Origin of the sequence: Agromyces sp. NPDC058126 (genome assembly GCF_042884595.1) — a bacterium.
Taxonomy (GTDB): domain Bacteria; phylum Actinomycetota; class Actinomycetes; order Actinomycetales; family Microbacteriaceae; genus Agromyces.
In genome coordinates this window covers 957,901-969,695 of sequence record NZ_JBHVTS010000001.1, presented here as the reverse complement: position 1 = coordinate 969,695, position 11,795 = coordinate 957,901, and the positions used below count along the sequence as shown (strand labels likewise).

General features: G+C 72.5%; 12 protein-coding genes. 5 read left to right on the top strand and 7 right to left on the bottom strand.

All coding sequences use genetic code 11. The features are described from left to right. The first annotated feature begins 36 nt into the window (after positions 1–36). Complete coding sequence (locus ACFVTR_RS04270; RefSeq protein ID WP_387035029.1) at positions 37–1,284, top strand: low temperature requirement protein A; 1,248 nt, start codon at positions 37–39, stop codon at positions 1,282–1,284. 59 nt (positions 1,285–1,343) lie between these two features. Here the strand turns inward: ACFVTR_RS04270 and ACFVTR_RS04265 are convergent, their stop codons facing one another. The 6 genes from ACFVTR_RS04265 to ACFVTR_RS04240 all read right to left on the bottom strand — a co-directional run bounded on the left by ACFVTR_RS04265 (position 1,344) and on the right by ACFVTR_RS04240 (position 6,939). Beyond that, positions 1,344–1,646 (bottom strand): SHOCT domain-containing protein, encoded by a 303-nt coding sequence (locus tag ACFVTR_RS04265; protein WP_387035027.1) that lies wholly within the window; start codon positions 1,644–1,646, stop codon positions 1,344–1,346. Positions 1,647–1,826: 180 nt separating this feature from the next. Next, a complete protein-coding gene (locus tag ACFVTR_RS04260) occupies positions 1,827–2,492 on the bottom strand; it encodes a response regulator (protein ID WP_387035389.1) in 666 nt (221 codons plus the stop codon). Beyond that, a complete protein-coding gene (locus ACFVTR_RS04255) occupies positions 2,489–3,706 on the bottom strand; it encodes a sensor histidine kinase (protein WP_387035026.1) in 1,218 nt (405 codons plus the stop codon). Before ACFVTR_RS04255 ends, ACFVTR_RS04260 begins: the two co-directional genes overlap by 4 nt. 91 nt (positions 3,707–3,797) lie before the next feature. Continuing rightward, positions 3,798–5,123, bottom strand: coding sequence for a M50 family metallopeptidase (locus tag ACFVTR_RS04250; RefSeq protein WP_387035025.1), 1,326 nt, complete (start codon positions 5,121–5,123; stop codon positions 3,798–3,800). Between the two features lie 45 nt (positions 5,124–5,168). Further along, the gene (gene dxr / locus ACFVTR_RS04245; RefSeq protein WP_387035023.1) at positions 5,169–6,263 is read right to left on the bottom strand and encodes a 1-deoxy-D-xylulose-5-phosphate reductoisomerase; all 1,095 of its coding nucleotides are present in this window, start codon (positions 6,261–6,263) and stop codon (positions 5,169–5,171) included. A 37-nt stretch (positions 6,264–6,300) separates the two neighbouring features. Then, positions 6,301–6,939, bottom strand: a complete 639-nt coding sequence (locus ACFVTR_RS04240) for a 4'-phosphopantetheinyl transferase family protein (RefSeq protein ID WP_387035022.1) — start codon at positions 6,937–6,939, stop codon at positions 6,301–6,303. Between the two features lie 85 nt (positions 6,940–7,024). Here ACFVTR_RS04240 and ACFVTR_RS04235 point away from each other — a divergent pair, with 85 nt between their 5' ends. Together ACFVTR_RS04235 and ACFVTR_RS04230 are read left to right on the top strand one after the other, a co-directional pair. After that, complete coding sequence (locus tag ACFVTR_RS04235; RefSeq protein WP_387035020.1) at positions 7,025–7,786, top strand: lysophospholipid acyltransferase family protein; 762 nt, start codon at positions 7,025–7,027, stop codon at positions 7,784–7,786. A 46-nt stretch (positions 7,787–7,832) separates the two neighbouring features. After that, positions 7,833–8,774: a hypothetical protein gene (locus ACFVTR_RS04230; protein ID WP_387035019.1), complete on the top strand. Its 942-nt coding sequence runs from the start codon at positions 7,833–7,835 to the stop codon at positions 8,772–8,774. A gap of 1 nt (position 8,775) precedes the next feature. Here the strand turns inward: ACFVTR_RS04230 and ACFVTR_RS04225 are convergent, their stop codons facing one another. Then, a complete protein-coding gene (locus tag ACFVTR_RS04225) occupies positions 8,776–9,255 on the bottom strand; it encodes an OsmC family protein (RefSeq protein ID WP_387035017.1) in 480 nt (159 codons plus the stop codon). A 125-nt stretch (positions 9,256–9,380) separates the two neighbouring features. Here ACFVTR_RS04225 and gabT point away from each other — a divergent pair, with 125 nt between their 5' ends. Beyond that, complete coding sequence (gene gabT, locus ACFVTR_RS04220) at positions 9,381–10,754, top strand: 4-aminobutyrate--2-oxoglutarate transaminase (RefSeq protein ID WP_387035015.1); 1,374 nt, start codon at positions 9,381–9,383, stop codon at positions 10,752–10,754. 3 nt (positions 10,755–10,757) lie between these two features. Beyond that, positions 10,758–11,747: an asparaginase gene (locus ACFVTR_RS04215; RefSeq protein WP_387035013.1), complete on the top strand. Its 990-nt coding sequence runs from the start codon at positions 10,758–10,760 to the stop codon at positions 11,745–11,747. The last annotated feature ends 48 nt before the right edge of the window (positions 11,748–11,795 follow it).

Sequence of the window (11,795 nt, the reverse complement as noted above, 5' to 3'; positions counted from 1 at the left end):
CCTGACGAGCGGGCGATTTCCTGAAACGATATGCGCATGACCCCGACGCATCCCCCGCTCGACCACCGGCTGCGCCGGATGGTGGGACGCGACCCGAGCGAGTCGCACCGCACCGCGACCCCGCTCGAGCTGCTGTTCGACCTGACCTTCGTCGTCGCGTTCAGCCAGGCGGGCACCCAGGCGGCGCACCTGCTCGACCTCGGCCACTTCGGCTCGGCGATCATCGCCTTCTCGCTCGCGGTGTTCGCGATCTGCTGGGCCTGGATCAACTACACCTGGCTCGCGAGCGCCTACGACAACGACGACGTCTACGTGCGCGTCGCGACCATGGTGCAGATGGTCGGCGTGCTCGTGATGGCGCTCGGCATGCCCGAGTTCTTCCACTCGATCGACGGCGGCGAGCACGTCGACAACGCCGTCATCATCGCGGGCTACGTCATCATGCGCCTCTCGACGATCGCCCTCTGGCTGCGCATCGCCCGGCACGACCCGGCGTCACGCCGCACGGCGCTCCGCTACGCGGGCTACCTCGGCGTCGTGCAACTCGCGTGGGTCGTGCTCATCGTCGTGAACCTGCCCTTCGCGCTCACGCTCTGGATCTGGGTGCTGCTCGGCCTCTGCGAGATGGCGATCCCGCCGCTCGCCGAGCGTCGCGGCGGCACGACGCCGTGGCATCCCCACCACATCGCCGAGCGCTACGGGCTGCTCGTCATCATCACGCTCGGCGAGGTCGTGCTCGGCACGATCCTCGCGATCTCGGCGGTCGTCGAGGAGGAGCACTGGTCGATCGACGCCGGCCTCGTCGCGTTCGCCGGCACCCTGCTCGCGTTCGGCCTGTGGTGGACCTACTTCACGATGCCGTCGGGCAAGCTCCTCGCCGGGTTCCGCCGCCGCTCGTACGTGTGGGGCTACGGGCACATGATCGTGTTCGGCTCGCTCGCGGCGACGGGAGCGGGCCTGCACGTCGCGGCGAACGCGATCACGGACGCCGCGCACATCGCCGACGTCGCCGCCCTCGCCACGGTCGTCGTGCCGGTCGCGATCTTCCTCACGGCGCTCTTCACGCTCTACAGCTTCCTGATGGCTCGCTTCGACCCGTTCCACATCGGGCTCTTCCTCGGCAGCATCGCCGTGCTCGCGCTCGCGGTCGTCGCGGTCGCGGCGGGCGCGAGCCTGCCCGTCGGCATCGTCGTCGCCGCATGCTCGCCGATCGTCGTCGTGGTCGGCTACGAGACCGTCGGGCATCGGCACCAGAAGGCCGCGCTCGACGAGATCCTCGGCTGACGACGGGCGGTGCGGGATGTCGCGGCGCCATGCCGCGGCATCCCGCACCGTGGCGCGGATCAGGCGTTCGGCCGGTTCGCGCGCAGCACCTCGAGGCGTGCGCGGTACTCGGTCTCGTCGATGTCGCCGTTCGCGAAGCGCTGGCCGAGCGTCTGCTCGGCGCTCGCACCCCGAGCCCACGGCGGGCCGTAGCCCTCGGGACCGCCGTTCGCCCAGTAGCGGCGGCGGTTGCGGCTGACGAGGAAGATGATCAGTCCGATGACGAGGAACCAGAAGATCGGGATGAGGAAGAAGACCCATCCGAATCCGGCGGCCCAGGGGCCGACGTGGGTGGCCGCGGTGGCGGCGAGGGTCGTGAACATGAGGTGCTCCCGGTGTGTCCGTGCGGTCGCGTCTCGACCGTCGAATCGAGTCTCGCCGGGCTCGTCCGCGGGCGAATCCGCCCGTCGGAGGCACTTCGACTGCTCCCCCGGGAGCAGTCGCGACCCCGCCTTTCACCCGCGGGAGGCGCGAGGGCGACGCGCGAGTGACGCGGGCTGCGCCTACTCCTGCCAGCCGGGCGCGACGAGCCCCGACTCGTAGGCGACGACGACGAGGTGCACCCGGTCGCGGGCGTGCAGCTTCTGCATGATGCGCGAGACGTGCGTCTTCGCGGTCAGGGGGCTCAGCACGAGCCGCCCCGCGATCTCGTCGTTCGTGAGCCCCTGCCCGACGAGGCGAAGCACCTCGCGTTCGCGCTCCGTGAGGGCGGCGAGCGCGGTCTCGTCGGGAGCATCGCGGAGGCCGCTCGCCATCCGTTCGAGCAGGCGTTTCGTGACGCCCGGCGAGAGCAGCGCCTCGCCCGCCGCGACCACGCGAACAGCCCGCAGGAGGTCGACGGGCTCGGTGTCCTTCACGAGGAATCCGGCGGCGCCGGCGCGCACGGCCCTGGCGACATACTCGTCGAGCTCGAAGGTCGTGACGATGACGACGTGCACGCCCGCGAGCGCCGGGTCGGCGGCGATCTGCTCGGTCGCCCACAGCCCGTCGCCGCCCGGCATCCGGATGTCCATCAGCACGACGTCGACCGGGCGGTCGCGGACGAGTTCGAGCAGCTCCTCACCGGTCGACGCCTCGCCGACGACCTCGAGGTCGTCCTCTGCGTCGAGGAGCGCACGGAACCCCGCCCGCACGAGCAGCTGGTCGTCGGCGAGCGCCACGCGGATCATACGGCGTCGCTCCACGGGAGCCGCGCCGTCACGCGGGTGCCGCCGAGCGACGATCCGCCGAGCTCGACGGAGCCGCCGAGCAGGGCGGCGCGCTCGCGCATGCCGAGGATGCCGCGGCCCTCCGCCGCGGCGTCGACCCCGTCGCCGGCGAGTCCGTCGCCGTCGTCGTCGATCGTGACGAGGAGTTCGTCGCCGGGGCGCTCGAGCACCACGACGGCACGGCTCGCGTCGGCGTGCCGCACCACGTTCGTGAGCGCCTCCTGCACGATGCGGTAGGCGGCGAACTGCACGGCCCGGCCGGGCGGCGCCGCGAGCCGGTCGTCGAGCTCGACCGCGAACTCGGGTGCCGCGAGTCCGCGCACGAGCCGCGGGAGCTCGGCGAGCTCGGCCTGCGGGACGAGCGGCGCCTCGCCGTCGCGGATGACGCCGAGCACGCTCCGCACCTCCTCGAGGGCGGTCTTCGACGTCTCCTTGATGTGCGCGAGGGCCGTGCGCGCCTGCTCGGCATCTCGGTCCATGAGGTGGAGGCCGACGCTCGCCTGCACGTTGATCTGCGAGAGCGCATGGCCGATGACGTCGTGGAGCTCGCGGGCGATGCGCACCCGTTCGCGCTCCTCGGCCGTCTGCCTGCGACGCATCGCCTCGGCGCGCGCGGCGGCGAAGCGCGCCCGGCGCGAGCGCGCGAACCAGCCGATGCCGAAGCACACGGCGAGCGCGAGCGTCGTGAACGCGATGCGCGGCGGCGACCAGGAGACCCCGACGAGGGGACCCACGACGACGGCGACCAGCCACGCCGCGATGACCGAGACCGCGGCCCAGACGACGGCGCCGCGCGCCACGGCGAGCACGATCGCGAAGAGCAGTGCGACGTAGGGCGGCCCCGCGTCCGGTGCGAGGAGGAAGTCCGCGAGCGCCGCGAGCGCGACCACGGCGACGGTGGGGCCCGGGAACCGGCGGGAACCGAGGAGGGCGAGCGGCCCGATCGCGGCGAGCGCGAACTGCGCGAGCCCGGCCGACCAGCCGACGTCGTGCCAGATCGCGAGCCCGATCGCGGCCGGCACCTGCACGATGAGGCTGATCACGACGGGGGCGAGCAGCACGAAGGCCGCGGGAGGCCGGCGGCGCTCCTCGCCGTCGAGACCGGCCCACGCGGGCGGGCCCGCCCACGGCGGTCCGCCCCACCGGCTCGGCTCGGGACTGCGTCGATCAGGCACGGCCCGATCGTACCCCCGGAGGGCTGCGCGGCCGTCGGCCCGGCGACGACTCATCGCCTACTCCCACGGGAGTACGGCAGGGCCCGGGTCATCAGAACAGCGACACCGGCTTCACGATGTCGGCGTAGATGAGCAGTGCGCTCATCGCGCCGAAGATGACGACCACGCCGAGCGTGATGGGCATGAGCTTCGCGAGGTCGACGGGACCCGGGTCGGGCCGGCGGAACAGCTTCGCGACACCTCGGCGGATCGCCTCCCACAGGGCGCCCGCGATGTGACCGCCGTCGAGCGGGAGCAGCGGGATCAGGTTGAAGACGAACAGCGCGATGTTGAGGCTCGCGATCAGACCGATCAGGCCGGCCGCCTTCGACGCCATCGGGATCTCGTCGAGGCTCGCGATCTCACCCGCGACCCGGCCCACGCCGACGACCGACATCGGGCCGTTCGGGTCGCGCTCCTCGGGCCCGAACGCCGCGTTCGCGATGTCGACCATGCGCTGCGGCAGGTTGAAGATGATGCCCGTGACCCCGCTGATCTGCTGGCCCACGGCCGGCAGCACCGACGTGGCGGGCTGCTGCACCGTCTCGGTCGCCGCCGCGATGCCGACGAAGCCCGCCTGCACGGTCCGCGGCTCGCCCGAGGCGTCCGTGACGACCTGGCCGTTCTCGTCGAGCACGTACCGCTCGCTGAGCATCGGCGTGACCGTGAGCGTGAGCTCCTCGCCGTCGCGCTCGACGACGAACGCGACGGGCTCGTCGGCGTGCTCGCGGATGATCTCCGTCGACTCGTTCCAGTTGTCGATGGGCTCGCCCGCGACCGAGACGATGCGGTCGCCGGGCGCGATGCCGGCCGCGGCGCCCGGTGCCGCCGGGTCGCTGGGCTCGCACGTCTGGCGCTCGCTCGTCGCCGGCAGCGCGCACGCCGAGACCGAACCGACGGTCGTCGAGGCCTGCGCCGTGCCGAAGCCCATGAGCAGCACGCCGAACAGCACGACGGCGAGCAGCAGGTTCATGAACGGGCCGCCGAACATGATGATGATCCGCTTCCACACAGGCAGCCGGTAGAAGGCGCGATCCTCGTCGCCGGGGGTGATCGAGTCGGCGCTCGAGTCGCGCGCGTCCTGCACGAGCCCGCGGAAGAAGCCCGTCGAGTCCTCGTGCGCGTGCTCGCCCTTCGCCGGCGGGAACATGCCGATCATGGCGATGTAGCCGCCGAGCGGGATGGCCTTGAGGCCGTACTCGGTCTCACCCCTGCGGCGCGACCAGATCGTCGGGCCGAACCCGATCATGTACTGGGTGACCTTGACGCCGAACAACTTCGCCGGAACGAGATGGCCGATCTCGTGCAGGCCGATCGACACGGCGAGGCCGATCACGATGATGGCGACGCCGATCACGAATGCGAGCACGGATTCCACGTCGGACAGCGTACTGCCGCTCGCTCGGTGCCCGCTGGGTGCGGGCTATCGATCGGCTGAGCGGCGCCCGATGCGCGCATCGGCGGCGCGACGGGCCGCCGATTCGGCTGCGGCGAGCGATTCGAGGGTCACGGGGCCGGATGCCTCGTGCTGCTCGACCACCTCGCGCACCGTGTCGACGATGTCGAGGAACCCGATGCGCCCGGCGTGGAACGCCGCCACCGCCTGCTCGTTCGCAGCGTTGAACACGGCCGGGTACTCGCCGCCCGCGCGGCCGACCTGCTTGGCGAGGGCGACCGCGGGGAACGCGGCGTCGTCGAGCGGTTCGAAGGTCCAGCTCTGCGCCTGCGTCCAGTCGAGCGGGCGGCCGGCAGCCGCGACCCGGTTCGGCCAGTCGAGGCCGAGCGAGATCGGCAGGCGCATGTCGGGCGGCGAGGCCTGCGCGATCGTCGAGCCGTCGACGAACTCGACCATCGAGTGCACGATCGACTGCGGGTGCACGACCACCTCGATGCGGTCGTAGTCGACGTCGAAGAGCAGGTGCGCCTCGATGACCTCGAGGCCCTTGTTCACGAGCGTCGCCGAGTTCGTGGTGACGACGAGCCCCATGTCCCAGGTGGGGTGGGCGAGCGCCTCGGCGGGGGTGACCTCGGCGAGCGAGGCCCGGGCTCGGCCGCGGAACGGCCCGCCCGACGCGGTGAGCACGAGCCGGCGCACCTCGTCGTCGGTGCCCGAGCGCAGGGCCTGCGCGATCGCCGAGTGCTCGGAGTCGACGGGCACGATCTGCCCCGGCTTCGCGAGCCGGGTGACCAGGTCGCCGCCGACGATGAGCGACTCCTTGTTCGCGAGTGCGAGGGTCGTGCCGCGCTCGAGCGTCGCGAGCGTCGGCCCGAGCCCGACCGAGCCGGTGATGCCGTTCAGCACGACGTCGGCGTCGACGCTCTGCACGAGCTGCACGGCCTCCTCGATGCCGACGGCCGTGTGCTCGACGCCGAATTCGGCCGCCTGCTCGTCGAGCAGGGCGCGGTTCGAGCCGACGGCGAGCCCGACGACCTCGAACCGCCTCGGGTTCGCACGGATGACGTCGAGGGCCTGCGTGCCGATCGAACCGGATGAGCCGAGGATGATGACGTTGCGCACGAGACCACTGTATGGCGCGGAGCGCCGTGGCATCCTGTCAGGCGAGCACCGCGACCGACGCGACGACTGCGCCGGGCACCGTGAGGTCGTGGAAGCGGACGCCCCGCCAGCCCGGTCCGAGCTCGGGGACGGTGCGCTCGATTCGTCCGATCCCCTCGTCGTCGCCCGGCAGCGTCAGCGCGAGCGTCGAGGGCTCGGTGAACTCGGTGTGGCCGATCGCCCGGAGGAGGGCGGACTTCCTGGCCCAGAGGGTCGCCCGTGCGCGGGCCCGCTCGGGCGGCTCGAGTTCGGCGAGCGCAGCGCGCTCGCTCGCATGGAGCGCCGCCTCGTCGACGCCTTCGAGTGCGGCGACCACGAGCTCGACCCCGACGCCCACCCGTCGCCTCGTCGCCGCCGCGGCGACGACGAGCTCGCCCGCGGCACCCGCGTCGACGAACCACGGCGCCCCTGATGGGGTCGTCGGGTACCCGACGCTCGGGCGGCCGTGGCGGCCGCCGCACGTCTCGCAGGACTGCATGAGCTCGACGTCGTCGGCGGGCACCCCGGCACCCGCCGCGACGAGGCGGCGCAGCAGCAGTTCGGGTCCGGGGCCGCCCCGGCGTCCGCGCGCGACCGTCACCACTCGGGCGTCCCCGCCCGGCAACTCGACGATCTCACCGTCGGCGACCGCGTCCATGCCGTCAATCCTCCCTCATCCGGCGCGTGCGCGGCAGGCCGCGGATATTCCGCCCGTCGCATACCCGCACTCGTAGGGTCGGAAGGTGAGTGAGATCGAGGCCGACGCCGTTCCCGCCCCCGCGGTCAAGCGGGGTCCCGCCTACCGCATCTTCCGCGGCATGCTGAAGCCGATCGCCCTCCTCGTCTACCGGCCCACGATCACCGGCCGCGAGAACGTGCCGAAGCACGGACCCGTCATCCTCGCCTCGAACCACCTGTCGTTCGTCGACAGCGTCGTGATCCCGCTCGCCTCCCCGCGGCCCGTGCAGTTCCTCGCGAAGTCGAGCTACTTCACCGGCATGGGGTTCTCGGGATGGCTCTCGCGCACCTTCTTCGGCGCGATCGGCGCCGTGCCGGTCGAGCGGGGAGCGGGTGCCGCGGCGCAGGAGGCGCTCGACGCCGGACGCCGCATCCTCGAGCAGTCCGAGGCCTTCGCCCTCTACCCCGAGGGCACCCGCTCGACCGACGGACGCCTCTACCGAGGCCGCACCGGCGTCGCGTGGCTCGCCCTCACGACCGGCGCGAAGGTCGTGCCGGTCGGACTCGTCGGCACCCAGGAGATCCAGCCGATCGGTGCCAAGCTCCCCCGCGTCCGCCCGGTCACCGTCCGCTTCGGCGAGCCGCTCGACCTCAGCCACCACGGCCCGGCTACGAGCGGGCGGGCCCGCCGTGCCGCGACCGACGAGATCATGGCGGCGATCCACGCACTCACCGGGCAGGAGCTCGCCGGCCAGTACAACGAGGTGCCGCCGCAGAGCGCCCTCGCCCGGCTCGCCGACAAGGTCGTCCCGCGCGAGCGCGTCTGACGCGGTTCCCAGCAGCCCTCGATCCGCACCCGCTATGGTCGCTTCGATGACTCCCGCGAAGCTCGCCGCTGCCGCCGCACTCGCGACGGCCGCGCTCCTCGGCCTCGCCGCCTGCGCCCCCGGCTCCGTCGAGTCCGCATCCGAGGGCGCACGGTGGCAGGGCGGCGCCGCCGTGCGCGCCGTCCCCACCCCCGAGTTCGAGATCCCCTCGGCGACCGGGGAGTTCGACCCGGGGCTCATCGTCAGCGACGACGCCTTCTACGACGCGAGCGCGATGAACGCGGCCGAGATCCAGGACTTCCTCGAGGGCCTCGACTGCCGTCCGGCCGACGATGTGCCGTGCCTGGCCGACTACCGCCAGACGACCGAGTCGCAGCCCGCCGTCGGCGGCCTGCACTGCGCCGCCTACGAGGGCGCCACCCGCGAACGGGCCAGTCGCATCATCCAGAAGGTCTCGGAGGCCTGCGGCATCAGCCCGCGCACCCTGCTCGTGCTCCTCCAGAAGGAGCAGTCGCTGCTGACCCGTCCGAGCGAGTCGGGCTACCTGCGGGCGACCGGCTACGGCTGCCCCGACACCGCCGACTGCGACGCGAAGTACTTCGGCTTCTTCAACCAGGTGTACAACGCGGCGTGGCAGTTCCGGCAGTACACCGAGGAGCCCGCGCGCCAGTACCGCATCGGCGAGGTGCGGGTGCAGTACCACCCCGATGCCGCGTGCGGGGCGACGAAGGTGGCGATCCGCAACCAGGCGACCGCGAACCTCTACAACTACACGCCCTATCAGCCGAGCGCGGCGACCCTCGCCGCCCCCGAGACCGGCGACGGGTGCTCGGCCTTCGGCAACCTCAACTTCTGGCGCCTGTGGCACCGCTGGTTCGGCGACCCGCAGGCCGAGCGCTACCCCGGGTTCCTTCCCGAGTGCAGCCGGCTGGTCGGCGGCCACACCTGCCCGCCGGGGCCGACCCTCCCCGCCCGCCCGGGCGCCTGACTCAGTCGCCCAGCACGACGACGGTCGCCTCGTGGCGCACCGGGAACGCCACCGAGGCGGCGATGAAGCACTTCTCGGATGCCTCGGCGTGCAGCCGCTCGGCGAGCTCGACCATCGCGGCGTCCGCGACCACGACCCTCGGGCGCAGCACCACCTCGGTGAATGCGCCGCCCCCGCGGCCGTCCTCGACCATCGTGCCGCGCGGTGCATCGGTGTAACCGCGCACGATCACGCCGTGGTTCGTGGCGACGTGCAGGTACGAGAGCATGTGGCACTGCGCGAGCGCGGCGAGGAGCAGCTCCTCGGGGTTCCAGCGCTCGCGGTCGCCGTGGAAGGTCCGATCGCTCGACCCCGCGATGTCGTGGTCCTTGCCCGCCGCGCGCACCACGTGCCGGCGCCGGTAGTCGCGATAGCCGCTCGTGCCCGTGCCCTCATCTCCCTGCCAGTCGATCGCGACCTCGTAGTGGTGCGTCCCGAGCATTCCGCCGCCTCCTCGTCCGTGCCGGCGCGACCTCGTCGCGGCACCGTGCACCCTCCGATTCTGCCCGCTCCGCAGCGCCGCCGGCCCGGCGACGACGACGCCCGCGGCGATAAGGTGGAGACACCATGACTGACTCCCAGATTTCAGCCCGGGCCGACGCGCCCGTGTACTCCGTGCCGCAGGAGCGCAAGATCGTCACCGCCGTCCCGGGCCCCAAGTCGCAGGCGCTGCAGGCCCGACGCCTCGAGGTCGTCTCGGGCGGCGTCTCGAGTGCCCTGCCCGTGTTCATCGAGCGCGCGAACGGCGCGATCCTCGTCGACGTCGACGGCAATCAGTTCATCGACTTCGGCGCCGGCATCGGCGTCACCACGATCGGTCACACCGACGCGCGCGTGGTCGCGGCTGCGACCGAGCAGCTGGGCGACGTGATCCACACGCTCTTCACGGTCACGCCCTACGAGGAGTACGTGCGGGTCGCCGAACTCCTCGCCGAGCACACGCCCGGCAACTGGGCGAAGAAGTCGGTGCTCGTGAACTCGGGCGCCGAGGCCGTCGAGAACGGCGTGAAGATCGCGCGCAAGCACACCGGCCGCCGCGCCGTCGCCGTGCTCGACCACGCGTACCACGGTCGCACGAACCTGACGATGGCGATGAACTACAAGGCGATGCCCTACGGCACGGGCTTCGGCCCCTTCGCCGGCGACGTCTACCACGCGCCGAGCTCCTACCCCTACCGCGACGGCCTCTCGGGCGTCGACGCCGCGGCCCGTACGATCGCCTACCTCGAGAAGGTCGTCGGCGCGAGCGATCTCGCCTGCCTGGTCGTCGAGCCCATCCAGGGCGAGGGCGGCTTCATGGTGCCGGCCGATGGCTTCCTGCCGACGCTGCAGGCCTGGTGCACCGCGCAGGGCGTCGTCATGATCGCCGACGAGATCCAGTCGGGCTTCGCCCGCACCGGCAAGTACTTCGCGAGCGAGCACTTCGGGTGGGAGCCCGACCTCGTGCTCAGCGCCAAGGGCATCGCGGGCGGCCTGCCGCTCGCGGCCGTCACCGGGCGCGCCGAGATCATGGACGCCGCACACGCGGGCGGCCTCGGCGGCACGTTCGGCGGCAACCCCGTCGCGTGCGCCGCGGCGATCGCCGTGTTCGAGTCCATCGAGGAGCACGACCTCCTGGCCGAGGGCCGCCGCATCGAGACCGCACTGCTCGCGGGGCTCGAGAAGCTCGCCGAGCGCTACGACGTCATCGGCGAGATCCGCGGCAAGGGTGCGATGATCGCGATCGAACTCGTCCAGCCCGGCACCGGCCGCACGACGAAGGCGCCGAACCCCGAGGCCGTCTCCGCGCTCGTCGCGTTCGCGGCGCAGCAGGGCGTGCTGTTCCTCAGCGCGGGCACCTACGGCAACGTGCTGCGGTTCCTGCCGAGCCTCGCGATGAGCGACTCGCTGATCGACGACGGCCTGCGCGTACTCGACGACGGCCTCGCGGCCCTCGGCTGAGCCGTGGCCGAGACGTTCTCCGTCGAAGACTCCGTCCAGCTCGCAGTGGTCGAACGAAGTGGTTTCATCGAGTCCAGGCACGCCGGCTCCGCCGTCGTGCTCTCCCCCGAGGGCGAGGTCGTGCGCGCGCTCGGCGACGTCGCGACGCCCGTCTTCCCGCGATCGGCCCTGAAGCCCTTCCAGGCGGTCGCGGTGATGACGAGCGGCGTCACCCTCCGCGGCGAGGACGCGGCGATCGCGATGGCGAGCCACTCGGGCACCGCCGCGCACGTGGCGCTCGTCGACGGCCTCCTCGCCCGGGTCGGCCTCGCCGACGCGGCGCTCGGCTGCCCGACCTCGGCCCCCGGCGACCGGGTCGCCCGCGACGAGCTCATCCGCCGCGGGGGTGCGAAGCGCCGCGGCTACATGACCTGCTCCGGCAAGCACGCGGCGATGCTCAACGCCTGCGTCGCGAACGAGTGGCCGGTCGAGGGCTACCTCGACCCCGAGCACCCGCTGCAGAAGCGCATCCTCGATGTGCTCGAGCGGCTCACTGGCGAGCGGCCGGCCGCCTCGGCGATCGACGGCTGCGGGGCCCCGGTGCACGCGATCACGCTCACGGCGCTCGCCCGCGGCATCCACAAGATCACGACCGCGCAGGCCGGCTCGCCGTTCGCCCTGTACCGCGAGTCCGCGGCGCTCACCGCCGCGGCGCGCGAGCACGCCTGGGCGATCGCGGGGCCGGGCCAGCCCGACACCGTCGCCATCGACCGCCTCGGCGTGTTCGCGAAGTTCGGCGCCGAGGGCGTCATGGTGATGTCGGCGCCCGACGGCACGACGACCGCGCTCAAGGTGCTCGACGGATCCTCGCGCGCGTCGACGATCATCGGGCTGCGCCTGCTCGCCGCGGCCGGCGCCCTCGACGACAGCGCGATCGACGCGGTGCAGACGGAGCTCGACCTCTGGGTCATGGGCGGCGAGCACCGCGTCGGCGAGATCCGCGCGACCGTCTGAACGAGTCGGCACGAACGACGGATGCCTCGGCGGGATCACTCCCGCCGA